General features: G+C 54.3%; 18 protein-coding genes. 15 read left to right on the top strand and 3 right to left on the bottom strand.

Annotation, left to right across the window (positions count from 1 at the left end):
• The first annotated feature begins 393 nt into the window (after positions 1 to 393).
• Both Q8Q07_08535 and Q8Q07_08530 read left to right on the top strand, forming a co-directional pair.
• Positions 394 to 1,455, top strand: a complete 1,062-nt coding sequence (locus tag Q8Q07_08535) for a hypothetical protein (GenBank protein MDP3880330.1) — start codon at positions 394 to 396, stop codon at positions 1,453 to 1,455.
• Positions 1,456 to 1,937: 482 nt separating this feature from the next.
• On the top strand, positions 1,938 to 2,930 hold the full coding sequence (locus Q8Q07_08530; protein MDP3880329.1) for an NrpR regulatory domain-containing protein: 993 nt from the start codon (positions 1,938 to 1,940) through the stop codon (positions 2,928 to 2,930).
• A 236-nt stretch (positions 2,931 to 3,166) separates the two neighbouring features.
• On the opposite strand, the gene Q8Q07_08525 is transcribed toward Q8Q07_08530, so the two are convergent.
• Positions 3,167 to 4,237: a bifunctional phosphoglucose/phosphomannose isomerase gene (locus Q8Q07_08525; GenBank protein MDP3880328.1), complete on the bottom strand. Its 1,071-nt coding sequence runs from the start codon at positions 4,235 to 4,237 to the stop codon at positions 3,167 to 3,169.
• A 162-nt stretch (positions 4,238 to 4,399) separates the two neighbouring features.
• Here Q8Q07_08525 and Q8Q07_08520 point away from each other — a divergent pair, with 162 nt between their 5' ends.
• Genes Q8Q07_08520 through treY form a run of 7 tightly spaced genes read left to right on the top strand, consistent with a single transcriptional unit; the run spans position 4,400 to position 21,161 of the window.
• Complete coding sequence (locus Q8Q07_08520; protein MDP3880327.1) at positions 4,400 to 6,394, top strand: alpha-1,4-glucan--maltose-1-phosphate maltosyltransferase; 1,995 nt, start codon at positions 4,400 to 4,402, stop codon at positions 6,392 to 6,394.
• A gap of 50 nt (positions 6,395 to 6,444) precedes the next feature.
• Entirely contained in the window at positions 6,445 to 9,954 is a 3,510-nt protein-coding gene (treS, locus tag Q8Q07_08515; GenBank protein ID MDP3880326.1) for a maltose alpha-D-glucosyltransferase, read from the top strand.
• Positions 9,951 to 12,089 carry a 4-alpha-glucanotransferase gene (gene malQ / locus Q8Q07_08510; GenBank protein MDP3880325.1) on the top strand — a complete coding sequence of 713 codons (2,139 nt, stop codon included), beginning with the start codon at positions 9,951 to 9,953 and terminating at the stop codon, positions 12,087 to 12,089. Before treS ends, malQ begins: the two co-directional genes overlap by 4 nt.
• Positions 12,082 to 14,052, top strand: coding sequence for a 1,4-alpha-glucan branching protein GlgB (gene glgB / locus Q8Q07_08505; protein MDP3880324.1), 1,971 nt, complete (start codon positions 12,082 to 12,084; stop codon positions 14,050 to 14,052). Before malQ ends, glgB begins: the two co-directional genes overlap by 8 nt.
• A 5-nt stretch (positions 14,053 to 14,057) precedes the next feature.
• The gene (gene treZ, locus Q8Q07_08500; GenBank protein MDP3880323.1) at positions 14,058 to 15,899 is read left to right on the top strand and encodes a malto-oligosyltrehalose trehalohydrolase; all 1,842 of its coding nucleotides are present in this window, start codon (positions 14,058 to 14,060) and stop codon (positions 15,897 to 15,899) included.
• Positions 15,900 to 18,326, top strand: coding sequence for a DUF3536 domain-containing protein (locus Q8Q07_08495; GenBank protein MDP3880322.1), 2,427 nt, complete (start codon positions 15,900 to 15,902; stop codon positions 18,324 to 18,326).
• Positions 18,327 to 21,161, top strand: a complete 2,835-nt coding sequence (gene treY, locus Q8Q07_08490; GenBank protein MDP3880321.1) for a malto-oligosyltrehalose synthase — start codon at positions 18,327 to 18,329, stop codon at positions 21,159 to 21,161.
• Positions 21,162 to 21,167: 6 nt separating this feature from the next.
• Here treY and glgP read toward each other — a convergent pair whose 3' ends face one another.
• On the bottom strand, positions 21,168 to 23,294 hold the full coding sequence (gene glgP / locus Q8Q07_08485; protein ID MDP3880320.1) for an alpha-glucan family phosphorylase: 2,127 nt from the start codon (positions 23,292 to 23,294) through the stop codon (positions 21,168 to 21,170).
• A gap of 457 nt (positions 23,295 to 23,751) precedes the next feature.
• On the opposite strand from glgP, the gene Q8Q07_08480 reads away from it, so the two are divergent.
• From Q8Q07_08480 to Q8Q07_08455, 6 genes are all read left to right on the top strand, one after another.
• On the top strand, positions 23,752 to 24,483 hold the full coding sequence (locus Q8Q07_08480) for a hypothetical protein (protein MDP3880319.1): 732 nt from the start codon (positions 23,752 to 23,754) through the stop codon (positions 24,481 to 24,483).
• Complete coding sequence (locus Q8Q07_08475; protein ID MDP3880318.1) at positions 24,480 to 24,734, top strand: hypothetical protein; 255 nt, start codon at positions 24,480 to 24,482, stop codon at positions 24,732 to 24,734. Before Q8Q07_08480 ends, Q8Q07_08475 begins: the two co-directional genes overlap by 4 nt.
• Positions 24,731 to 25,084, top strand: a complete 354-nt coding sequence (locus Q8Q07_08470) for a hypothetical protein (GenBank protein MDP3880317.1) — start codon at positions 24,731 to 24,733, stop codon at positions 25,082 to 25,084. The genes Q8Q07_08475 and Q8Q07_08470 overlap by 4 nt, the downstream gene beginning before the upstream one ends.
• A 6-nt stretch (positions 25,085 to 25,090) precedes the next feature.
• Positions 25,091 to 25,660, top strand: coding sequence for a hypothetical protein (locus Q8Q07_08465; GenBank protein MDP3880316.1), 570 nt, complete (start codon positions 25,091 to 25,093; stop codon positions 25,658 to 25,660).
• Positions 25,661 to 25,788: 128 nt separating this feature from the next.
• Entirely contained in the window at positions 25,789 to 25,971 is a 183-nt protein-coding gene (locus Q8Q07_08460; protein ID MDP3880315.1) for a hypothetical protein, read from the top strand.
• Between the two features lie 210 nt (positions 25,972 to 26,181).
• Positions 26,182 to 26,385 carry a hypothetical protein gene (locus tag Q8Q07_08455; GenBank protein ID MDP3880314.1) on the top strand — a complete coding sequence of 68 codons (204 nt, stop codon included), beginning with the start codon at positions 26,182 to 26,184 and terminating at the stop codon, positions 26,383 to 26,385.
• Between the two features lie 16 nt (positions 26,386 to 26,401).
• On the opposite strand, the gene Q8Q07_08450 is transcribed toward Q8Q07_08455, so the two are convergent.
• Complete coding sequence (locus Q8Q07_08450) at positions 26,402 to 26,641, bottom strand: AbrB/MazE/SpoVT family DNA-binding domain-containing protein (GenBank protein MDP3880313.1); 240 nt, start codon at positions 26,639 to 26,641, stop codon at positions 26,402 to 26,404.
• Positions 26,642 to 26,852: the final 211 nt, after the last annotated feature.

Below are 26,852 nucleotides of genomic sequence, written 5' to 3'. Positions count from 1 at the left end.
CTGTAATATTATTCAAATAAGGTCACTTCGAACCTAAGTGTTCTGCAATTTCTGTATGTGGGAGGCACGACATGGAGTTTCAGACTATAGAACGTCTTATAGGTGTAATATCATCCGGATTGGCTGCAGTCGGCTCGCTCCTTCTGTCCGACAGACTAGAGGCTAAAGCTAAGCCAGGGGCATGGCTGATATTTGCTGGCTTCGTAATTTACGCGTTATGGAACAGTTACCTATTAAGCACTTTAACAGGCACTGTAGTTTTGGTTATTGTAATAGTCGGGTTACTGTGGGGATTACGGAAACATATATTTAAGAAGAGATAACAATGCAACAGAACCAAAGTTTAGGTTCTTCTCTTTATTGATTGACTGAGATGGCAGAGGAGAATAGAATATGGCTAGATTATCAAGCAGGAAATTAGTTATGAATAGACCGATAGCGCTTATACTGGTTGTATTATCGGTAATTTCTTATGTTCTACTTTTCTCTGGCTGTGATGCTAAAGAATACCGATTATCCACTTCAGTAGTTCCCAGTGGCGGTGGAACTATCAGCCCTTCAGGTGGCCCGTTTAAAGGTACAGTAACCCTTGTGGCAACTCCTAGCAAGTATTATACGTTCAAAGGGTGGGCAGGTGCAGCGTCAGGAAACGATAATCCCCTGACAATGAAAATGAATTCAGATAAACAAATAGTGGCTGAGTTTGAAAAGAAAACATTCAACCTCAGTGTGGAAACGGTTCCTTCCGGTGGTGGCACAGTTCAGCCAAAGACAGGCACCTTTGAAGCAGGAACTCAAGTTAAAGTCACAGCTACACCATCGGCTGGATACCGCTTTGACCGTTGGGGTGGCAGCATAACTGGAACTGCAAACCAAGCGAATATCCTCATAGATAGCGACAAAACCGTTATAGCTAGTTTTGTCAAACAGTATAGGCTAAGTTTGGCAGGCGAACCTATTGAGGCTGGCGGTGTTCCCGATGTCGCCGGTTTACATGATGAGGGAACGAAAATAGTACTTAACGCTACTCCTAATTTCCCTTATTATCCTAAGACCTGGGTAGGGGCTGATACCGACATTAATCCTACGACCGTGACGATGAATACTGACAAATCAGTCACCGTCATTTTTGAGCCAACTATTGAAGGCGAACCACAGAATATTTTTGGAAGTCTTTCTGCCGGACAGGTCAAAACGAATCCAACAGACTCAATTTCAATTGAGCTTAAACAGTACGAATGGGTTCAGGGAGAAATCATCCTGGACGTAAATCCGCCCATCTCGACTGTAATAAAGGACCCGAATGGTAAAGTAATAAAGGATTTCGGCTCCGTTAAGCAAGCAAACTTTTCATTTATGGCTGAGTTTGCAGGTCGGTACACAATTACTTTTACGAATACCAGCATATTCTGGAGTAACTACAATCTTACGTATACTATTTATCATTTACCTTAGCTGGAAGACGAAGACTTTTTAGCATTAAGGAATCCGGTTATATGTGTGATTCGTAGCAACATTCTAGTTGAAATGATGTCTATGAATCACACAACTGACATATCACCCTCACTTCTGACTCGGAAACCCTAGTTTTCCTAATATTTAAGGTTTCCTTCAATAACTGACACAGGGGTTTGAAATCAAAAGAACAGCATCCCGACTATGCCTCTTTCAATTCCAATTGGTAGAGCACGCTGGATTCGAACTGGAATGGGAGTCCTAAGAGGGGCTGGCGCCCCTCTTTCCTTTTCCTCCCCCTCTCCTTACCAAGGAGAGGGGGACACAGGGGGTGAGGTTCACAGAAATGAAGGACAAGGATCTCTCATTCAAAACAATAACCAACCAAACGCAAATAAAACCCCTGGCACCGGCTATTCAGCTTTTGCCGACGAGATGGTATAATAACTCCAATCAATCCGGCAGTCCACAAGGGGTAGAAAGTGCAAAGTTCCGGCTCAGACACAGAAAGAAAGATAATCGCCATTCTCAAGGTCTTGAGCGAATCCTCGGAACCACTGGGTTCAATTACCATTGCCCGCCAGCTGGAGCGCCACGGCATCTTCCTCAGTGAAAGGGCCATCCGTTATCACCTGCGTATCACCGATGAGCGGGGCTATACCCACCCACTGGGACGTGATGGCAGAATGCTCACCCCGCAGGGACTCGAAGAGCTAAAGATAGCCCTGGCTCCGGAACAGATAGGTTTCATCATTGAAAAGCTGGAGCTACTGGCTTTCCACACCACCTTTGACCCCGGGACACGTACCGGCCAGATCCCGATTAATACCTCGCTCATTAATAAGAAGGACTTTGACAAAGCGATGGCGGTGATGAGCGAGGTCTTCAAGGCAGGACTATGCGTCAGCGAAAAAATAGCCATCGCCCCGGGAGGAGAACGGCTCGGCTCGGTGGTCATCCCGGATAACAAGGTAGGCATCGGTACCGTCTGCAGCGTCGTCGTCAACGGGGTACTCCTCAAGGCCGGCGTCCCTATCGATTCCAGGTTCGGCGGAGTCCTTGAGGTCAGAGACCACCATCCACGGCGTTTCGTGGCTATTATTAACTATTCCGGCACCTCCATCGACCCCTCGGAGCAGTATATCCGCTCCCGGATGACCAGAGTTGCTGAAACCGCCCGCACCGGCACTGGCCGGATATTGGCCAACTTCCGGGAACTGCCCGCGCCGGCGAGGGCAATCGTCGAGGAAAAGACCACCCTGCTCAGGGAAGCCGGAATTAACGGTGTCTACTTGCTGGGTAATACCAGCGAGCCGGTCTGCCAGATCAGCGTCGGGCTGAATCGAGTGGGCATGGTCTTACTCGGCGGGCTTAACCCTACAGCAGCCGCCGCCGAGGCCGGAATTGAAATCGAGAACATCGCCGAGAGCGGTATGATTGATTTCCAGAAGCTGCGGAGTTTCCGGGACATCTAATCTAAGCCCGGCAACCGCCGTTTTGTCCGGTTTGATGATTATTACGGCCTGATAATACCCGAAGTGAGCCAGCAGAAATAGAGGCAGTAACCCGGATAGATACGGGCGCAGATTCAACCTTCTAATGGCTTTATTCATTATTCAGCGTTGATATTTAGCCTCATTTGAACTCAGCGTTCCCGTTCATTACCGGAAAGCTGGACTGATAGAAACAGGGCAAGGACACCGCGCTGGCTTTATCCCTCCGCTAACTTCTTCTTCAGGTAATCTATAACCGCCACCGGTGAAGGGTCAATCTGATACAGAAAGGCAAGGTAGCAACTGACATAATCGCCAAAAAGTACCAGGCTCATCATCTGACTTAGCGGACTGTTACCATCGGCATCAATAACCTCATAACCTACTTTAGCCTGGTCAAGCAACTGGCAGGTTACATCATAGCGGAGCTTGATTCTATCGAACAGGCTCGCCGACCGCAGTAGAACTACAGCTATCTGTGGCGCCAGTTCCTGCGGAAAATGGTAGCCGACCACGGCATTATGGTTCAGTTCGGGTAAGACCTCGTAAAATGACCAGGCTTTGGCATTCTCATTGAACTGGGTCTTCCAGCGGTGAGCTACCTCAGCCAGTACCCCGCCGCCGTACACCACCGGCAGGTGACGGTAAAGCCTCGTCGCCAGCCGCTTGGCCGGGTTGGCAGACAGGGGCACGTCCTCCTTGATTCTGGCTGACAGGCTGCGCATCACGCTTACCATCTCCGTCACATCCGCCGACTTATCAGCGATAAATCCCAGGCGCTGCAGAAAAGCCAGTACCGGCAGAAAGCTGAACGGCAGAGCCGCCCGCGGCGGCGCCTGGTAGCCAATACTAAGAACCGGCACGCCGTTTTGCCCGGCAATGTCTGCAAGGTCACCGCCAGTAGTAATCGCCAGCTTCCTGGCCGGAGTACGCAAGGCTTTATCAAAGGCGGAAAGGGTCTCTTCAGTCCTTCCTGAATAGCTGGAGGCAATCACCAGGGTCCGGGCATCAGTAAAAGCCGGCAGGTCATAGTCCCGGTGCACCAGCAGAGGCACCCTGGCTTCCGCGGTTGCCAGGCTCTTCAGCAGATCGCCACCAATGGCGGAGCCACCCATACCCAGAATGATGACCTTTTCAATCTGTGAATAATCTGACGGCAGGTCGAATTCCAGCGCCGTCCGCCAGGCCTGCTGGCATGATTCCGGCATCTTGCGCAGATGGACGAGCATGCCTTCCGCATCAAGCCGCTGGAAAAGATTCATATCATCTAAATTTTCTATTTCACTCACCTCCCGCTATTAAGTGCATGACTATATGATTATATAGTCAGTGCCGGGAATTCTCAACACTTGTTGTGGAGAAAAGACTGAATATAAACCAGTTACCAGCCGATGACAATTAAGGTATAATGTAATAATTCATAGACAATATAGCTGCGTGAGGTGGTACCGGTGACCGGAGCCAGAAGAAGCGCTAGAACCGCACAACACGAAAATGGCAACCATCGGGTCGTCATTGAAGGGGTAATCCCTGAGATTGATGACGGGCATTTTCCCATCAAACGGATTGTTGGCGACGAGGTATCCGTAGAGGCTGATATCTTCGCTGACGGCCACGATATTCTCCGCGCCGCTCTTTTATATCGCCGTGAGGATAATCCGCTATGGATTGAAACCCCCATGGAATCTCTGGTCAATGACCGCTGGCGCGGTTCTTTTCCGGTTACTGAACCGGGACGGTACCGCTATACGCTCACTGCCTGGGTTGACCGGTTCCAGACCTGGCGGCAAGACCTGGTCAAAAAAGTCGAGGCCAGGCAGGACGTTTCCGTAGACCTCCTGGAAGGAGCCAAGCTCATCGAGGAAGCCGGCCGGCGCGCCAGCCAGGACAACCGGCAAATCATGCAGAAATGGACGGATTTTCTCCGCTCCGGTCAGAAACCACAATCGAGCAAAACAAGGCTGGCGCTCAACAGCAAGGTGACGACACTGATGAACCGGTACCCTGACCGGAGGTCTGCTACTACTTACCACCGGGAACTGGCGGTGACGGTTGACCGGCAGCAGGCCCGGTTCAGTACCTGGTACGAGATGTTTCCCCGCTCCTGTGCCCCGGAACCCGGCAAGCACGGTACCTTTAGGGATTGCGAGGTTCGTCTGGCCTACATTGCAGAAATGGGCTTTGACGTGCTCTACTTTCCCCCCATCCACCCCATCGGCCACACCAACCGGAAGGGAAAGAATAACTCTCCCACGGCTGAACCGGGTGACCCCGGGACACCCTGGGCTATCGGTGCGGAAGAAGGGGGACACAAGGCAATCCATCCCTCCCTGGGCACTTTCGATGATTTCCGCAATCTCATCGCCCGGGCGCGGGAATATGGCATTGAAGTGGCCCTGGATATGGCCTTCCAGTGCTCGCCTGACCACCCCTACGTGAAAGAACACCCGGAGTGGTTCCGCTGGCGGGCGGATGGTACCATACAATACGCCGAAAACCCGCCCAAGAAATACCAGGACATATATCCCCTGGAGTTCGAGACCGGGCACTGGCGGGAGCTCTGGGAAGAACTGAAGAGTGTGGTCCTTTTCTGGATAGAACAGGGAGTCCGCATCTTCCGGGTAGACAACCCCCACACCAAACCATTTGATTTCTGGGAATGGCTGATCGGCGAGGTCAAAGAAGAGCACCCGGATGTGCTCTTCCTGTCTGAGGCCTTCACCCGTCCCAAGATTATGTACCGGCTGGCCAAACTGGGGTTCAGCCAGTCCTATACTTATTTTTCCTGGCGCAACACCAGGTGGGAGCTTACCCAGTACCTCACCGAGTTGACCCGGACCGGGCTGAGGGAGTACTTCCGCCCTAACCTGTGGCCCAATACCCCGGACATCCTCGGAGATTACCTCAGAGACGGCGGCAGGCCGGCTTTTATGACCCGGCTGGTACTGGCGGCTACCCTTGGGGCTAACTACGGGATCTACGGTCCCGCCTTCGAACTCGGTGAGAACCGCCGCAAGGATACCACCAGCGAGGAATATCTGGACTCGGAAAAATATGAGCTCAAGCACTGGGACATCAATCACCCCGCAAGCCTGAAGGACTTCATCACTGGCGTGAACCGCATCCGCCGCGAGAACCCGGCTCTCCAGGGTGACCTGAGCCTTCACTTCCATTCCGTGGATAATGACCAGCTCATCGGCTACAGCAAACGCACGGCAGATGCCTCGAACGTGATACTGGTTATGGTGAACCTGGACTATCGACATCAACAGTCGGGCTGGACTGACCTTTCCCTTGAGGAACTCGGGTTAGACCCCGGCAGACCTTATGCGCTGCATGACCTGCTGACCGGTAACAGCTACCGGTGGCAGGGTTCCCGCAACTATGTGGAACTCAACCCGCAAAGGATGCCCGCCCACATCTTTCAGGTGCAAAAAGAGGGTTAGCCATGATTAAATTTCAGGTATAGCATAATCTATAAAAGAGGTTTATTGATATGGTGACCGGTGATAAAAGGTACTTCTGGCGTGACGACGACCCCCTATGGTACAAGGATGCGGTCATTTATGAGCTTCCTATTCGCGCTTTTTATGATAGCGATAGTGATGGCACCGGGGACTTTCCCGGACTCACCGAAAAGCTCGATTATCTTCATGACCTGGGGGTTACCGCTATCTGGCTCCTTCCCTTCTACCCCTCCCCGTTTAAGGATGACGGCTATGACGTCTCTGACTACACCGGTGTCCACCCTTCCTACGGGACGCTTCATGATTTCAGGGTCTTCCTCAGAGAGGCCAATTACCGGGGACTGCGAGTCATTACCGAGCTACTCCTCAACCACACCTCAGACCAGCACCCGTGGTTCCAGAGGGCGCGGCGGGCTGCGCCGGGAAGCCCGGGACGCGACTTTTATGTCTGGAGCGATAACCACAACAAATACAAAGAAGCCCGCATTATCTTCAAGGACTTCGAAAATTCAAACTGGACCTGGGACCCGGTGGCCGGAGCCTATTTCTGGCACCGCTTCTACTCGCACCAGCCTGACCTAAACTACGATAGTTCTCTGGTACATCAGGCAGTACTACGGGTGATTGATTTCTGGTTCGGAATGGGAGTCTCCGGGATGCGCCTGGATGCCGTACCTTACCTTTACGAACGGGAAGGTACCGTTTGCGAAAATCTGCCGGAGACCCACGCTTTCCTTCAGGAACTGCGCCGGAAGGTAGATGGAAAGTTCCAGAACCGCATGTTACTGGCTGAGGCAAACCAGTGGTCTGAGGATGCCGTCGCCTATTTCGGCGACGGCGGGGAGTGCCACATGGCTTATCATTTTCCTCTCATGCCTCGTATGTTTATGGCTCTCCGGATGGAGGACCGTTTCCCCATTACCAATATCCTCCAGCAAACACCACCCATCCCACCCACGTGTCAGTGGACTCTTTTTCTGCGCAACCATGATGAACTCACCCTGGAGATGGTTACTGATGAAGAGCGCGACTATATGTACCGGGTATACGCTCATGACACACAGGCCCGGCTCAACCTCGGCATCCGCCGCCGTCTGGCGCCGCTACTCAATAATGACCGCCGGAAGGTTGAGCTGATGAATGCCCTTCTCTTCTCTCTGCCGGGAACGCCCATTATTTACTACGGTGATGAAATCGGCATGGGAGATAACATTTACCTGGGCGACCGTAACGGTGTCCGTACCCCCATGCAGTGGAGCACTGACCGCAATGCCGGATTCTCACGCAGCAATCCTCAGCGTCTCTATCTTCCGGTTAACATTGACCCGGAGTATCATTATGAAGCCGTCAATGTGGAAGCTCAACAGAACAACCGGGATTCTCTCCTCTGGTGGATGAAGCGCCTCATCGCCCTGCGCAAGCGCTTCAAAGCCTTCGGCCGGGGTAGCCTGAATTTTCTCCAGCCGGAAAACAGAAAGGTGCTGGCTTTCCTCCGTCACTATGAAGATGAGTGTATCCTGGTAGTGGCTAACCTCTCCCGCCTGGCGCAACACTGCAGTCTCAATCTCACCGAGTTTAGAGGCAGGACACCGGTTGAGGTCTTCGGACAGACAGAGTTTCCTGTCGTCGGAGAAGGGCCATATCCGCTAACACTGGGGCCATATTCCTTTTACTGGTTTTTCATGGAACCAGTAAAACCGGAACAGTTCGATTTAGGCAAAGCGCCACCGGAGATTACGGTGCCGACACTGACTTTGACCGGAGAGTGGAAAGACCTGTACAGACGGGGCACACGGCGCCTTTTTGAAACGGCTTTATTAAGCTATATCAAACAACGCCGCTGGTTTGGAGGAAAAGCGCGTAAAACAAGGTCAACCGAAATACAGGATATAGTTACCATACCCTTTGATAGCTCGGTAGCCCACTTTATCCTGCTACGGGTCGAGTACTCCGAGGGAGAACCCGAGACTTACCTGGTTCCGATTACCTTTGCTTCAGAAGAACAGTCAAGCCAGGTCATCAACGAGTCTCCTCAAGCCCTTATTGCTCATTTGAAATTGAGAAACAAAGGCAGTATTGCTGAGGGGGTTATCTACGATGCCGTATTTGACAAGAACTTCCGCGATGCCCTGCTTAAAGCCATAGGACGGTACCGCCGTTTCAAGGGCGAACAGGGAGATATTATCGCCTCTCACACACGCAATGTCTTCCGCCAGATACGCGGGCCGGTTGAACAATCCGCCGTGACGTCCGTTCTGCGCGGTGGAGAGCAAACCAACACATCGATAGTTTACGGGAACCAGTTCCAGCTAAAACTCTTCCGCCGCCTGGAAGAAGGAGTAAGCCCCGAGCTTGAGATTGGCAGATTTCTTACTGAAAAAGAGTCTTTTCCGAATGTAGCTCCCGTAGCCGGAGTTATCGAATATAAGTCCCGCCGGCAAGAATCACTGACCATGGGCATCCTGCACGGCTTCGTACCTAACGAGGAGGATGCCTGGAAATACACTCTGGACTCGCTGGGGCGTTACTTTGAAGAGGTACTGGCGAGGCCGGGAACCATAGCGCCAATGCCCGCCGGGCTCTCCCTGCTTGATATCTGTAACGACCCGGTCCCTCTCCTGGCTGCCGATGCTATCGGACCTTACCTGGTTTCCGCCCAGATTCTAGGCCAGCGCACTGCCGAACTTCATCTAACACTGGCCTCAGCGATAGACGACCCTAACTTTGTCCCCGAGCCTTTCTCGGTAACTTACCAGCGGTCCCTTTTCCATAGCATGAGAGGCTTCGCCATTCAAGTGCTGCAGCTATTGCGCCAGCGCATCAGATATCTGCCTGATGAAGTAAGGCCCGACGCCCAAAAGGTTCTCAATCTGGAGGACACTATTATGGGACGTTTCCAGGAGATTTCCAGACGTAAGATTACCGGTCTGCGTACCCGCTGCCACGGAGACTACCACCTGGGGCAGATACTCCATACCGGCAATGACTTCGTCATCGTTGATTTTGAAGGAGAGCCGGCGCGACACCTGGGGGAACGGAAAATCAAACGCTCGCCGCTGCGTGATGTCGCCGGTATGATACGCTCGTTCCACTACGCCGTTCACGTTGCCCTGCAGGGTCAGACGTCAACCGTACTCCGAACCGAAGACTTGCCGATGCTGAGAGAATGGGCGCAGGCCTGGTATCTCTGGGTCTCAGCTACCTTCCTTAAGTCTTATCTGGATTTAATGGCCAATACGCCGGTGCTGCCGCAGAGTCGAGAATCAATGAAAGTTATCCTGGATGCTTACCTCCTGGACAAAGCCATCTATGAAATAAACTACGAACTCAACAACCGGCCCGACTGGGTTACGGTACCACTCCAGGGTATCCTGCAGGTGCTGGAGGCCGCCGAGGAAGAGGAAAAGGAGGAAGCAGGCATAAAACCACTGGACAAAGAGACCGCAGGAGAAACGGCCCGGACTGCCGGTGAAGTCAGGCAGAAACCGGGAAAAACGACTGAATCAGCCGGGGGAAAAGAGAAGAGGGGCGAGAAGTGAACCCTGCCTCCGGAACCCGTCTTCTCCATCATCTGTCCCGCCTCTACGGGTTACAAACCGCTTACTATGACGTATCCCACCGCAGACAACCGGCTGCAACAGAATCACTGCTGGCCGCGCTCCGGTCACTGGGCGCCCCGCTAATGACCCTCCACGATATTCCGCTGGCCTGGCGGGAAAAGCGGCAAACACTGTGGCGGCAACCGCTTGAGCCGGTAACGGTATACTGGGATAACCGCCCGGCGCTGATACCGGTCCGGCTCCCGTCAACTGCGTCTGATACCACCCTGGACTGTCACCTCAAACTGGAGACCGGTGAAGAGCGGAGATGGCAACAGCCTGCCACCGGTATGCCCGTGGTTGACACCACTGAAATAGAGGGGATACGTTACGTAGCCAGTCAACTCACGCTGACCGGCAGGTTACCCCGGGGGTACCACCGGTTGATGGTAGAGATAGCCGGGGAAAAGCATGAGACCCTTATCATTTCAGCCCCCGTACAGGCTTATCTTCCCCCGTCAGGGCCGGAAGACAGGAGCTGGGGGGTCTTTCTCCCGTTATACGCTCTCCATTCCTCTGAGAGCGGGGGGGGCGGTAACTTTTCAGACCTGGAAGTTCTAACAGCGTGGGTAGCCGAAATGGGAGGGCAAACCGTAGCCACACTGCCCTTCCTGGCGACCTTCCCCGGTGATAACTTTGAGAACAGTCCCTATCTGCCGGTCAGCCGCCGGCTCTGGAACGAGTTCTACGTGGACATCAACAGCGTGCCCGAACTGGCAGAATGTCCTCCGGCACGGGCAATCCTCGAATCTACCCGCTTTCAGACAGAGCTTAGGGAACTGCAGGGTTCGTCCCTGGTTGACTATCCCCGCCAGATGGCGCTGAAGCGCCGTGTCCTGGAGGAACTGTGCCGCTACCTGTTCAGCGGGACATCCCGGCGCCTTGATGACCTCCGCCATTTTGCGGAGACACACCCGGCGGTTGCCGACTACGCCCGCTTCCAAGCTACCTTTGAGAAACAGCGCCTTCCGTGGCGGTCCTGGCCTCAACCCCTGTGCGATGGTACCCTGACTGAAAATGATTACGATGAGGCGGATGAACGTTATCACCTGTACGCGCAGTGGCTGGCCCATCAGCAACTGGAAAATGTCTCCCAGAGGGCTGACCAGAGAGGCGTCCACCTTTATCTCGACCTTCCCGTGGGAGTGCACCCCGACGGTTATGATGCCTGGCGGGAACTTGATATTTTTGTTCCGGATAGTTCAGTCGGTTCGCCCCCGGATCCCGTCTTCACCCGGGGGCAAGACTGGGCGTTCGCACCGCTGCACCCGGAAAAAACCAGGGAGCAGGGCTACTGCTATACAATCGCCTACCTGCGTCATCATCTCCGCTTCGCGCGTATTCTACGCATTGACCATGTGATGGGACTCCACCGCCTCTTCTGTATCCCCGGCGGAATGGAACCCCGGCAGGGGGTCTACCTGCGCTACCCGGCTGAAGAACTCTACGCTATTCTGGCTCTGGAGTCGCAACGTCATCAGGCTATCATCGTTGGTGAAGACCTGGGAACCGTACCCCCGTACGTCAAGCCCGCGATGAAGCGGCACGGCCTTCAGCACATGTACGTGCTGCATTACCAGCTAGCCGCTAATCCGCGTAAAGTACCGCCGCCACCATCACACAATTCGGTAGCCAGTCTCAATACCCACGATATGCCCCCTTTTGCCGCCTTCTGGCAGGAAACGGATATCCCGGAAAGGCTCAGGCTAGGGCTGCTGGACAAAGCCAGCGCCCGGGCAGAACGGCAAAACTTCCGGAACATGAAAAAAGCCCTGTCCGCTTTCTTGCAGAAGAGAGGCTGGCTCCAACCGAATGCCGAAGGTGATGTCCTCAGCATACTCAGGGCTTGCTTATCATTCCTGGCGGACAGCCAGGCACGAATCGTCCTGGTCAACCTCGAAGACCTGTGGCTGGAGACACAGCCCCAGAATGTGCCCACTACCCGGAGGGAATACCCGAACTGGCAAAGAAAAGCGCGTTACAGGTTCGAGGAGCTTTGCCAAATGCCCGAGGTACTTGGTACACTGAATATAGTGAACAGACTGCGCAAACAAGAGAGCGGAGATAATGACTGAAATAGAAAGGCATGATAGACCCGACCAGAACCCGGAGGCAACAATCCAGGATCAGGGGGTATCCTCAGGGATAACCCTCATCAGCGATGATGACCTTTATCTCTTTAATGAAGGCTCTCATTTCCGTTTATACCGGAAACTGGGCGCTCATCCGGAGACCGTTGGCGGCCAGCCGGGGACTTATTTTGCCGTCTGGGCGCCTGACGCCAGGATGGTCTCGGTCATTGGCGATTTTAATGGCTGGAACCGGGAAAGCCACCCCTTACGCCCCAGAGGCCAGTCAGGAATCTGGGAAGGGTTCATTCCGGGAATCGGTAAGGGCGCTCTCTACAAGTACCACATCGCTTCCCGCTACCGGGGCTACCGGGTAGACAAAGCCGACCCTTTCGCCGTTTTTGATGAAGTAGCACCAAAGACCAGCTCCATAGTCTGGGACCTCGATTATGACTGGGGAGACCGGGAATGGATGGAGAAGCGGCACTCCCGAAACCGGCTTGATGGCCCCATATCCATCTACGAGGTGCACCTGGGGTCATGGAAACGCGTACCCGACGAGGGTTACCGGTCTCTTTCCTACCGGGAAATGGCGCCCCAGCTCGCCGAGCACGTGCAGCAGACCGGTTTCACCCACGTACAACTGCTGCCGGTGATGGAGCACCCTTTCTTCGGCTCCTGGGGATATCAGACTACCGGCTATTTCGCCCCCACCAGCCGTTTCGGCACACCCCAGGACTTTATGTACCTGGTCGATTACCTCCACCAGCACGGAATCGGGGTAATCCTGGACTGGGTACCCTCACACTTCCCCACCGATGAATACGGGCTCGCCTTCTTCGATGGTACTCACCTCTACGAACACTCTTACCCGGAAAAGGGATTTCACCCTGACTGGAAGAGCTACATCTTCAACTACGGACGTCCCGAGGTGCAGAGCTTCCTCATCAGCAGCGCCATCTTCTGGCTGGACAAGTACCACGCCGACGGGCTGCGCGTTGACGCCGTCGCTTCCATGCTCTACCTGGACTACTCAAGGAAAGCTGGCCAGTGGATGCCCAACAAGTACGGCGGCCGGGAAAATATCGAGGCTATATCTTTCTTACGCCGGTTTAACGAAGAAGTCTACAAGCAATACCCGGATGTACAGACGGTAGCTGAAGAATCCACCGCCTGGCCTATGGTCTCCCGACCGACCTACCTGGGCGGCCTGGGTTTTGGCCTGAAGTGGGACATGGGCTGGATGCACGATACCCTGCAATACATATCACGCGATCCCATCCACCGTAAATATCACCAAAATGATTTGACCTTCCGTATGATTTACGCCTTTCACGAGAACTTCGTGCTGCCCCTTTCTCATGATGAGGTGGTACACGGCAAGGGATCACTGCTGGGCAAGATGCCCGGTGACAACTGGCAAAAGTTCGCCAACCTGAGACTCCTCCTGGGCTATATGTACACCCAGCCCGGCAAGAAACTGCTCTTCATGGGCACCGAACTGGGGCAATGGAGCGAGTGGAACCATGACGGCAGCCTGGACTGGTATTTGCTCGAATACCAGCCCCATGCCCAGGTCCAGCAGTGGCTGAAGACACTGAATCAGGTCTACCGTAACGAACCGGCGCTGCACGAGGTCGATTTTGACCCGGCCGGGTTCGAATGGGTTGATGCCAGTGACGCCTTGCAGAGCATCATCAGCTTTATCCGCAAAGGTAAATCAACCGGCGATATTCTACTGGTCATCGGCAACTTCACCCCGATGACCCATTTTAACTACCGGGTGGGTGTGCCACGCGGTGGTTCCTGGACGGAAATCCTGAACAGCGACGCCGGGGAATACGGCGGCAGCGGACAGGGCAACCCGGCAACGGTAGAAGCGCAGGAAATTCCAACGCACGGCCGTCCCTATTCCCTCGAAATCACAGTGCCGCCGCTGGCCGTGACCTTTTTTAAGAGCCAGGGATGAACACCATGAATACCTCCGTCCGCCTGGGGGCAACATATCTGGGGGAAGGCCGCTGCCATTTCCTGGTCTGGGCTCCCCTGATTGAAAAGATGGATATACACATAATATCCCCGGAAGAACGGCTACTATCTTTAACTAAAGACGCTCAGGGCTATCATCAGGCGATTGTTCGTGGAGTGGAACCGCACAGCGAGTACCGCTACCGGCTTAACAGCCGGCAGGAACGCCCCGACCCGGCATCCCGCTATCAGCCTCAGGGTGTCCACGGCCCTTCCCAGGTAACAAGCTCTGATTTCCCCCGGGAGGACGGCAACTGGTCCGGGCTGCCCCTGGCAGAGTACGTTATCTACGAACTCCATACCGGCACTTTTACAGAGGAGGGGACTTTTGATGCCATCATTCCCCGTCTGGACGAGCTTAAAGACCTGGGCATTACCGCACTGGAACTGATGCCCGTCGCCCAGTTTCCGGGTGAGCGCAACTGGGGTTATGACGGCATCTATCCCTTCGCGGTGCAGAACTCTTATGGAGGCCCGGAGGGACTTAAGCGACTGGTCAATGCCTGTCACCGCAGCGGGATGGCGGTAGTGCTGGACGTGGTTTATAATCACCTTGGCCCGGAGGGGAACTCCCTGGCTGATTTCGCGCCCTATTTCACTGACCGCTACCGGACTCCCTGGGGAGCCGCCCTCAACTTCGACGGACCTTATAGTGACGGGGTGCGCCGCTTTTTCATTGAAAACGCCATCTACTGGCTCGCCGAATTTCGCATTGACGCCCTGCGCCTGGATGCGCTCCACGCCATACTGGACATCTCGGCTTATCCCTTCCTGGAAGAACTGTCCGCGGCATTTCACAAAGAGGCGAATACCCGGCAACGAAACGCCTATCTCATCGGCGAGAGTACCGCCAATGATGCCCGCCTTATCCGCTCGCCGGAAACGGGAGGCTACGGACTGGACGCCCAGTGGAACGATGACTTCCACCATGCTTTGCATGTGCTGCTCACCGGAGAGCGGCAGGGATACTATCAGGACTTCGGGCAGCTCCGGCACCTGGCCAAGGCGTTCCGGGAAGGGTTTGTTTACTCCGGCGAATACTCACTGTACCGCCAGCGCCGGCACGGCGTCTCCTCCGCGGACATCCCTGCCGATCGCTTTGTTGTCTTCTCACAGAACCACGACCAGGTCGGCAACCGCGTGCAAGGCGAACGACTGAGTAAACAGGTCTCCTTCGAAGCGCTCAAGCTGGCAGCCGGTGTTACCCTGCTCTCGCCGTTCCTGCCCCTCCTCTTCATGGGTGAGGAATACGGGGAGACAGCCCCTTTCCCCTACTTCGTCAGCCACTCAGACCCCGAGCTGGTGGCGGCGGTACGGAAAGGTCGCCATGAAGAGTTTGCCGCTTTCCAGTGGCAGGGCGAGTTGCCTGACCCACAGGATGAAGCCACCTTCCGGCTCGCCAGGCTCAACCATGACCTGCGCGGGAAAGGCCAACACCGTGTCCTGCTCGAATTCTATAAAGAACTGCTTAGACTCCGCCGTGAGTCTCCTGCCCTGTCCAACCCGAGCAAGGATACCATGGAAGTGCAGAGCTTTGAGGAAACCGGACTGCTTCTGGTACGCCGCTGGCATGAAGACAATGAGGCCGTCATGATTTTCAGCTTCAACCGGGACCGGATGTCAGCCACGATACCTGTACCCGCCGGACGCTGGCAAAAAAGAATGGACTCAGCGGAGAAACGCTGGCTGGGAGAGGGGAGTATTTTACCGGCATGGCTTGACTCAGAGGGAGAGAGCGCCCTTACTTTCAGCCCCTGGGAGCTGGTGCTTTTTCAAAAGGAGTTTTAGATGGAACGTTACATTTGCATCCATGGCCACTTTTACCAGCCGCCACGGGAGAACGCCTGGCTGGAATACGTTGAGATGCAGGATTCCGCCTATCCTTACCATGACTGGAATGAACGTATCACCGCCGAGTGCTATGCGCCCAACACCGCATCTCGCATTCTGGACAGTGAAGAATATATTGCGCAGATAGTAAACAACTATACCAAGATAAGTTTTGATTTCGGGCCAACATTACTCTCCTGGCTGGAAGTGAATGCCCCTGATGCCTACCAGCTTATCCTGGATGCTGACCGTGAGAGCCAGCAAAAATTTTCCGGACACGGTTCAGCCATGGCACAGGCATATAGCCACATGATCATGCCCCTGGCCAACCGCCGTGACAAATATACCCAGGTGGTATGGGGAATCCGGGACTTTGAGCACCGCTTCGGGCGCCCGCCGGAAGGGATGTGGCTCCCGGAAACGGCGGTGGACCTGGAGACCCTGGATATCCTGGCCGAACACGGAATCAAGTTTACCGTCCTGGCGCCTAACCAGGCCAAACAGGCAAGGAGGATTGGCACCAGGACATGGCATAGTACCGAAGGCGCCACCATCAACCCGACAAGACCTTACCGTGTCAACCTGCCCTCGGGCCGGACGCTGGGCCTCTTTTTTTATGACGGGCCTATTTCCCGCAGTGTCGCCTTTGAAGACCTGCTCAAAAACGGGGGGGATTTTGCCCGGTGTCTCACCGGCGCCTTCTCTGAGAAACAGACCGTGCCCCAGCTTGTCCACATCGCCACTGACGGGGAAACTTTCGGACATCACCACCGCTTCGGGGATATGGCGCTGGCCTACGCACTCTCCTATATTGAAGCCAACGACCTGGCGCGAATCACCAACTACGGCGAATTCCTGGAAAACCACCCGCCCGCTCATGAAGTAGAGATAATCGAGAACACCTCCTGGAGTTGCGCTCACGGGATTGAGCGCTGGCGGAGCGACTGCGGTGACAATGCCGGTAGAGACCCGAAATGGAACCAGGCATGGCGGGCTCCACTGCGTGAGGCATTTGACTGGCTGCGCGATACGGTAGCGCCCCGGTATGAGGAAAAGGCACGCCAGTTTTTCAATGACCCGTGGGCAACCCGCAATGATTACATCGAAATAATCCTTGACCGCTCCCCGGATAAAATTCAGCGTTTCTTCAATGAGCACGCCGGCCGCGAACTGAGCGAGTCCGAGACGGTAACCGCCCTCAAGTTTCTGGAGCTTCAGCGTCACGCCATGTTGATGTACACAAGCTGCGGCTGGTTCTTCGACGAGGTATCCGGCATTGAGACGGTGCAGGTTATCCAGTACGCCGGACGGGCTGTCCAGCTCGCCCAGGAACTATTCGGTGATAAACTGGAAGCTCATTTCCTGGAACGTCTCGAACTGGCCAGGAGCAACCTCCCGGTTCACCGCGACGGCAGGCATATCTACGACAAATTCGTCAAGCCCGCCATGATTGACCTGACCAAGGTCACCGCTCATTTTGCCATAAGCTCCTTATTTGAGGAATATGACAAGCAGGCTGAAATTTACTGCTACCAGATCAACCTTGATGACTACCAGAGCTTCACCGCCGGTAAACCGAGGCTGGCGGTGGGGCAGACCACGGTAACATCAGCGATAACCCGGGAATCAACCACCACCAGTTTCGGGGTATTACACCTCGGCGACCACAACGTCAATGCCGGCGTCCGCGAGCATCGCGGAGAAGAAGCCTATCAGGAAATGGTACAGGAATTGACGCGGACCTTCTCTGAAGCCGACTTCACCGGGGTCATCCGTCTCCTCGACAAGCACTTCGGCGCTTCCACCTACTCAATTAGAAACCTCTTCCTGGATGAGCAGCGGAGGGTACTGGACAACATCCTCCAGTCTGCCCTCGCCGACATTGAAGCGGCCTACCAGCAGGTATACGAGCGTCACTACCCGCCGATGCGCTTCCTCTCCGAGCTGGGCAACCCGATCCCAAGGAGCTTTCAATCTGCCGCCGAGTTTATCCTCAATAATGGCTTGCGCCGGGCACTCAGCGCCGACTCTCTGGATATAGAGCGCATCAAGAATCTTCTGGATGAAACGCAGACCTGGAAAGTGGAGCTTGACAATGAAGGGCTGAGCTACCTCTTTCAGCAAACCCTGGAAAGGATGATAGCCGGACTCGTGGCCAACCCTGAAGACATCGCCTTATTCAACAAACTATTAACGGCGGCGGAAATGCTGCGCTCGCTCCCTTTCCCCGTAGACATCTGGAAGGTGCAAAACCTGTACCATAAAATGCTCCATTCCACATACCCGGAATTCCAGAAAAATGGACAGCAGGGGGATGCAGCGGCTGCGGAATGGCTTGATCGGTTCGTCTCCCTGGGACAACAACTTTCCATACGGGTCGGTTAGATGATTGACCTGAGATTACCTGCCGCCACCTACCGGCTCCAGTTTAATCGCCAGTTTCGCTTGAAGGATGCCATCAAACTGGTACCCTACCTGTTCCGGCTGGGGATCTCAGACCTCTACGCCTCCCCCGTCTTCCAAACCCGCCCGGGGAGCCCGCATGGCTACGACGTCACCGACCCGACACACCTGAACCCGGAACTGGGCACAGAGACGGATTTCGAGGCACTGAGCAATACGCTCAACGACCAGGGGATGGGGCTGCTGCTGGATATTGTCCCCAACCACATGGCAGCCAGCCCGGAGAACCCGTGGTGGCTGGACGTATTGGAGAATGGCACAACCTCTCCTTACTCCGGCTTCTTCGATATTGACTGGAGCGCCGGGGAGGGCAGGGTATTGCTGCCAATTCTCAACAGCCCTTTCCGGGAAGCCCTGGAAAACCGGGAGTTAGTCTTAACCATCGAGGATGCGGGTATTTTTGTCTATTATCATGATTATCGTTTACCGGTATGCCTTGAATCCTGCCGGCTGGTCATCGGTCACCGGCTAGATACGCTGGAGGCAACATCCGGCTCCAAGCACCCCGATTTCCAGCATTTAGAACGTCTCATAAGTGAAGTACAGTCACTGCCCGCTCTTGACATGGATAGCGAGTGCTACCGGAAAAAGCAGGCATTAAAAAAATCGTTGCTAAGCCTGATTACAAGCTCGCCCCGGATAAAGACCTTCCTCCTGGAGAACATCAGCCTCTTCAATGGCAGGAAGAGAGAGCCGGAAAGCTTCGGGCTACTGCGTAATCTACTGGAGAAGCAGGTCTACCGGCTGGCTTTCTGGCGGACAGAGAGAGAGCGCATCAACTACCGCCGTTTCTTTGACATCAACGACCTTATTGGTCTCCGCGTCGAGGAGACAGCCGTATTTGAAACCACCCACAGCCTTGTCCTGAAACTGGTTAGAGAAGGCAAGGTCTCCGGCTTGAGAGTCGACCACATCGACGGCCTCAAAGACCCCTTCCAGTACCTCTCCCGTTTACAGCAATACATCTCCGGAGACGGGACTGAAATTAGACCCTCCCCCCGCTTTTATGTTGTCGTCGAAAAGATACTGAGCGGTGACGAAACCCTGCCCAAGGAATGGCCCGTCTCCGGCACCACCGGCTATGACTTCGCCAGCCTGGTCAACTCTCTCTTTGTGGACTGGAAGAGGGCACAGGCACTGGACGAGATTTATCACCGCTTTACCGGCTTGAACGTGCCCTTTATTGACGTCGTCTACCGGAAAAAGAAGCAGGTGATAAAAGAGCTGTTCCCCGGTGAAATAAACTCATTGGGACAGCAGTTGGCTCACCTGGCGCATCAGCATAACGGGAATTCTCGCTTCTCATTTCAGGAATTAACCGGGGCGCTCACCGAGGTTACCGCCTGCCTGCCCGTCTACCGCACTTACCTGCCTACCCCGCCCGTATCCCCCCACGACCGGCGATACATAAAACAGGCCGTGGCTGAAGCCCGGCGGCGGAACCCGCATATGGAGAGTGACGCTATCGACTTTCTGCAGCGCGTCCTTACCCTGGACTTCCCCACTCAAATCAAGGCCCGTGAGCAGCCGGAATGGCTGCGTTTTGTCCTGCGCTGGCAACAGCTTACCGGAGCGGTTATGGCCAAAGGCTACGAAGATACTGCCCTCTACTCATATAACTCCCTGCTTTCCCTTAACGAGGTAGGGAGCCAGCCAGAATCGCCGGGCCTATCCGCTGGTGACTTCCATCAACGCAACCTCGCACGATTGGAACACTACCCCGACACACTCAACGCTACCTCTACCCATGACACCAAGCGCAGTGAGGACGTCAGGGCCAGAATCAACGTACTATCCGAGATGCCAGCAGAATGGGAAAGCCGCCTGAAACGGTGGCGGCAGTGGAACCAGGCTAAAAAACTTGCCGTAAATGAGATGCCGGTTCCGGAGCCGAACACGGAAATACTGCTTTACCAGACAATGCTGGGCGCCTGGCCTCTTGCCCCGGATGAGATACCAGGGTTCAAGGAACGCCTCAAGGCTTACCTGGTCAAGGCGGTCAGGGAGGCTAAAGCCCGCACCAGCTGGCTCTCCCCTGACCTGGACTACGAGAACGCTCTCATCCAGTTTATCGATTCTATCCTGGAAGAAGACTCAGGAAGAAATCCGTTCCTGGAGGACTTCCTGCGCTTTGAGAAAACAATAGCCTTTTACGGGGCCTTAAATTCTCTGGCCCAGGTTTTGCTCAAGATTACCCTGCCCGGAATCCCTGATTTTTATCAGGGGACGGAACTATGGGATTTCAGCCTTGTCGACCCGGACAACAGACGGCCCGTCGACTTCACAAAGCGCCGGGAACTGCTGGATAGTCTTATCCGGCAAGAAGCTGACGGGCAGCCAGCGCTGCTCCGGCAGATGCTGAGTTCCTGGCAGGACGGCCGGGTGAAACTTTATGTCACCTGCAAGGCGCTGAATACCCGCAAATCCCTCAGAGAAGTCTTCCAGCGAGGGCAATATATCCCGCTCCAGATTAATGGACAGAATACGGAACACGTATTTTCTTTTGCCCGGCGCGAAGAGGATATGTGGGTTCTGGTGGTTGTCCCCCGGCTGCTGAGCGGGCTGGTCCTGGCTGATGTGCTGCCACTCGGCGAGCCCATCTGGGAGAATGACCGGCTACTTTTTCCCCCGGATATGCCCGGACAGTGGGCAAGCGTTTTCACGGGTGAAACCTTAAGAGCTTCGACCGGAGAAAAGGATCTGCCTCTGGCTGATATACTGCGCCAGTTTCCCCTGGCCCTCCTGGTCAGCCGCTAGCCAGTGCTATTCACGTGGTTGCACAGCCGTACGGTACATGCGCTCCGCGTATTCTTTGAGCATGCGCCGCGTGCAAAAGACCGGCGCGATGGAACGTATTGATTCTTTGACCATGCGCATCCAGGCATCGGGCACGCCACTGCGGTCTCTCGAGTAGTACATGGGCACAATCTTTTCTTCCAGCATACGGTAGAGCGCCTCAGCATCCGCCGCATCTTCTTTCTCAGCACTAATCGCTTCAGGTCCATCCCCGAGCGCCCAGCCGTTGCTGCCGTTGAACCCTTCGTCCCACCACCCGTCACGGACACTGAGGTTGAGCACACCATTCAGTGCCGCCTTCATCCCGCTGGTGCCGCTGGCTTCCTGCAGACGCCGTGGTACGTTCAGCCAAACATCCACTCCGTGAACCAGGTAATGCGCGATATGAATATCGTAGTCCTCGATGAAGACGATTCGTCCCCGCCAATTATGGTCTGTAGCCCGATTATACACCTGTTGGATCAGGCGTTTAGAGGCCAGGTCAGCAGGATGAGATTTGCCGGCAAAGAGTATCTGGACCGGATGATATTCGTTATTGATGATTCGCTTTAAGCGTTCAACATCCTGAAAAATAAGGGCTGGACGCTTGTACTCGGCAAAACGACGCACAAAGGCTATGGTCAGCGCCTCCGGGTTAAGGAAGGCACCCATCGCCAGCACCTGCGACCAGGGAACATCATCTTCTATCCACCGGCTCCGCATACGCTCCCGAACGGCGCCAACCAATTTGTTCTTCAGCCGCTGACGGACAGCCCAGAGCTTCTCATCCGGGATACTGAGTACCCCTTCCCACATCTTACTATCGTCCTGGTCTCTCATCCAGTCTTTACCGAGGTACTCATCAAAGAGACCGCACATTTCCCGGGCAATCCATGATGGGGCATGAACTCCGTTGGTTACATGAGATATCGGAACCTGGTCTTCGGTGGCTTCCGGCCAGAGCCGCCGCCACATCCGGCGGGTAACTTTTTCATGCAACTGACTCACCCCTGAGCGCTGGTTAGCCATCCTTAAAGCCAGTGCCGTCATATTAAAAGACTGGCCATCGTAGCTGCTCCGTTGTCCCAGTTGAAGGAACTTTTCCCGGTCGATGCCCAGAGCTTCCCAGTAGTGCCGGAAATACCTCTCCATCATCGCCGCCGGGAAAACATCGTGACCGGCTAAGGCCGGGGTATGGGTGGTAAAAACGGTCTTCGCCTGTACACTGCGCACAGCATCGACGAAGTTCATTCCGCTTATCACCGCTTCACGGACACGTTCCAGCATCATGAAGGCGGTATGCCCCTCATTACTGTGCCAGATTGAGGGCTCAATACCCAGCGCCCGCAGCACCCTGACGCCGCCAATCCCGAGCACGATTTCCTGCTGCAGGCGCAGCTCCGGGTCGGCGATGTAAAGTCGCGCCGAGAGAGCACGATGATGAACAGGGTTAGTTTCGAGGTTAGTATCCATCAGATAGACACTGGTGCCGCCGACATTAACCAGCCAGACCCCGATATCGAGAACAACCTCACCCAGTTCCACTTTCGCCACCGAGACACCGCCCTGTGGCGAAAGGACCCGGGTGACAGGTGCCTCACCAAAATCAAGCTGGTGGTATATCTCTTCCTGCGTGCCATCGGGCAGGATATGCTGGTGGAAGTATCCCTGAGGATACATAAAGCCAACGGCAATAAGTGACATACCGAGGTCACTCGCCTCCTTGCAGATATCACCGGCCAGGACACCCAGCCCGCCGGCATAAATCGGCAGGGAGTTGTGTATCGCATATTCCATGGAAAAAAAGGCCACCGGGCACTCCCGAAGGTTGGGACAATCATTAGCAACCCAGGTATTTTTGGCGGCCATATCCACATCAAAAGCTGACATTACAGAGTCATAGAGAGCCAGAAAGGAACGGTCAACAGCCGCCGCATGCAGCGTATCCTGACTTACTTCACGCAGTTCCTTTATCGGGTTATGACCGCTCTCTCTCCAGAGCGGGTAATCCAGGGCACGGAACAACGTGCGGGCATTTTCATGCCAGCTCCACCATAAATTATTGGCTAGCTCATCAAGCCGGTTAATGCGCTCGGGCAACTTCGGAGATGTCATCTTAATTCCTGAAAATATCTATAAGCTTACAATATAATCGTTGCCTTTTCTTGTCAAGGCCTCCGGACAAGCCGCCACCAGTCTGCTAAGGACAATCTAACCCTTAGACTGAGCCTGGAGGTGCCCCGATAAGAAAGGCACCTCCGGCAACCACAAGCACGCTAACTTTCCAATTTTCGGCATATAGCCGACTTGTGCCCAAATTTCCGTAGTTCAAGGAGGTATCCGTAAGTGAAAGGTATGAAAACTAATAAATCTCGGTCTATCCGCCCTGCCGGGTATCCCCCGGAATGGAGTAGGGGGTCACCACCCCCTGGGGCTTATAGAGGAGGTGCTGAAATGATCGCATAGCTAACCGTCTCACGGCGATAGATATGAATGCCAGCTATGCAGAACATGAGTCTCATGCCTGCTTAGCTGTGCAAACCACCCAAAGTAACCAGAAAAAGGAGGAACAATGACAGACGAAAACCAGAACGAAGAAAACCTGGGTCAGGAAGTGGACGAACTGCTGGAAGAAGGTTTCAGCCAGAAAGAAATCGAAGCCCGTGGCTACTCACCATCCTTGGTCAGACAACGTATCCGCAAAAGGGTGAAAGCGGGCAAGGAATCGTTTCCCACATCAGTGGGGAAAGACGGTTCACTAGCTATCCGCAAGGAGAAGGAATCGGTGCTGCCCGAGTGGCTGGAGACCGATGTTGCCGAAATCTTCGACGGCAATATCAGGGACCGGAAGATATTCATGGCCGGGATGAGTGTGCCGCTTATGGGACTCAGGATGTTCAGCGAGACCATCAAGCCGCTGACCGACCTGTTGTCCACTTGGCAAAGAGGCCAGGCAGAGGCCGCCAGAGCCGTCCAAGGCAGCGGCGTCGAGGTTGCCCAGATGGCTGCTCAGCAGGCGCTAAATGGGGCTATGCCTCACTTCATGTCGGCGGTCAAGGATACCAGTAATGCCAGCTCCCCCAACCCGTTCGCTTCGATGATGACCAGGGTATTCGAGCCTATCCTCCAGCAGACGATGCAGCAGATGATGGGCGGGTTTGGCATGCCCGGTATGGGCATGATGCCGCCAGTCGGACAGCCGGTGGCAGGTCAACAACCTACTACGCAGGGCACACAGCCCGGAACACATCCCGGCGGTGGCCGGGAAATAAGTAAAGATGAATTCGAGGAGGCATGGAAATGATGAACTTTGACGAAATGATCAGACAGGGACAGGAGCAGTCTGCCAACTTGGTCGAGAGTGGGCAACTGCTCATCAGCGTGGAACCGGAGAACCTACGGGCGCGCATTATTCTGCGCAACGTAAAGCCGGAGGCATCCGCTCCCCAGGTAATGAATTTCCTGACCATGGTTCTGACCGTGGGGGCGCAGATGATGCGCCTCGAACCGATAAACAGCTCTCGCAGTACACAGGAGCAAGGAGGTAGGGAATGAACAAGGACAACATCATCGAGACGTTCAAAGCCTTGATGCCGCTCGCCGTCACCTCAATGATGATGGAGACATTCAAAAAGCATGAGTGGCAGTGGAAACTCGCCGACCACATGAATGCTGTGTTTTTACTGGTTACACTGCCAATGGTTGACGGCATGATTCGGGCGCTTGTCGGGCCGGAACTGGAGAAGAGAGGGTTAAACCCGCTCCAAGACTGGCACTGGCAGGCGTTCCGTCAGGAGACAGAGGCTAAGGCTGGTTTCATGACCTGGCGCGACGAGTTTGAAAAGATGTGCCGTGAGGCCGCCGAGCGCGAGATAATCCGCAGATTCGTCTGGGAAGGAGAGTAATCGGAAATGGAGCTTCGACCCACCCGCGGTGGCTTTGCGCGTCCCTTCGGCGCCGGCTGGTTTATCCGTGAGTATCTCCTGGGTAACGGACCGGAAGGCTCTACCAGGATTAACCCCGAGCGTGGCGCTCCCCAGTCGGACATCAACTACGAGTACAAGGTCTCCCTGGCCACGGCTACGGCCCGAACCCGGGCTGAAAAGAGAATCAGTAACCTGGTGCTCGCTGGAGAGGATGTAACCGAGGAACTCGCGGAGAAGATATACCAGCAGGAGTTGAAGAAGATATCCCACAAGTTCACCCGCATGCGGTATCATTCTTTCCTCAAGTATTTCGGGACGCTTAAAAAACTGGGGTGGGTCGAAGCAACTTCGGAAACGGAGAACTCGGCGATGCAAGACCATTATCCGGAAGCGCCGGACAGGATTTACTACCGGTTGACTGAGGCCGGTCGGAAAGCCACTGATGATGAGTGGTCAAACCCGCTTTATACCATGTATCCTGAAATCGGGGCAAACCACAAATCACGGAACACCGGCTGGCCTCACCGGAAGGTGCAGAGGGATAGCCGGGGGTAGGTGCTCAGGGACGTTATAACTCATTCTAGTTGTCAGCACCCACCAAGAAGGGTCTATAATACCCCTAAACCATGGTTTAGGAGGTTATCAATAAAGTATCCAGAGATATTATGGAGGAGAAACTGAGTATGTTTAAGATTGGTGACAGAGTTGAAATCAAAGGTGGAAGCCATAAAGGTCAAAAGGGAACTATAAGAAGGAGATGCAAAATATCTAATCCACCAGAACCTCAAGAAAATGGATGGGAAGTCGAATTGTCATACGGCGCATACAAATTTTATGAAGAACAATTAAGAAAAACAACCGATTGAATACAAGATAGCAACTAAGAATGAGTAAAACCCTCAGGGACGCAGATTTGAGACCTAGCGGATTATTTTAACGGTTACTCCAACTGAAAGCCCCGTCCAAGCCCTGTCTGCGGTGAGTGCGACTACTCCTAGCATTTTAGCTAGGCTAAGGCAAGCCCGGTCACCTAAAGAAATACCCATGTCTTGAGTAGAGGTACGGAGTAATCCTGCTTGATAGGACTGTTCCTCATCAAAAGGCACAATGTCCAGTCCAAGCGGTTGTATAGCCTGGCGAACCGCTTTCTCCGGCATGCCTGCATCGCAAAGCTTGGCGATAACTTCGGACAGGTTGACTGCGCTGATGACTCCACCAAGGAGGGTTTCAGTCACGATGTCGGCACCCTGTTCAGCGTTCAGAAGTGCCAGCAATGCTGAGGCATCTATTACTGTTTTAGGCACGAGCCGCCTCGTCCCGCCGCTCTTTGATTAGTTCCTCAGACAGGCTGCGACCTTTAGGGATATATTGCCGGAGCAGAGTTTGCGCCCGTGCGACTGCCTGGCGCGTGCTAACGACTCTTATCTCACCATCTTCAAGCGATAAGAGCACCGAATCTCCAGGTTTGAGTCCCAATGCTTTCCTGTATTCGGCTGGAATCACTAACCTGCCACCTTCTCGTATTTTTGTCTTCATTAACTAACCTGCCATTTTTATTTCATTATACCATGCATTGGGTAGTATGGCAAAAAGGCACTAATCCTGCTGTTTCCGCTCTAATTAAACGACCGGGGTGAGATGTAAATAGATGACCGTATTAGTATATCATGTGGGGTAAAAAGGAGAGAACCTACTCCTCATCATCGCCCGTTCAGAGGTTCGTTGAAGAGTAGGTTCCATCCCACAG

The sequence above is a fragment of the Dehalococcoidales bacterium genome, from assembly GCA_030698765.1.
GTDB lineage: Bacteria > Chloroflexota > Dehalococcoidia > Dehalococcoidales > UBA2162 > JAUYMF01.
This window is presented reverse-complemented; position numbering and strand designations above follow the sequence as displayed.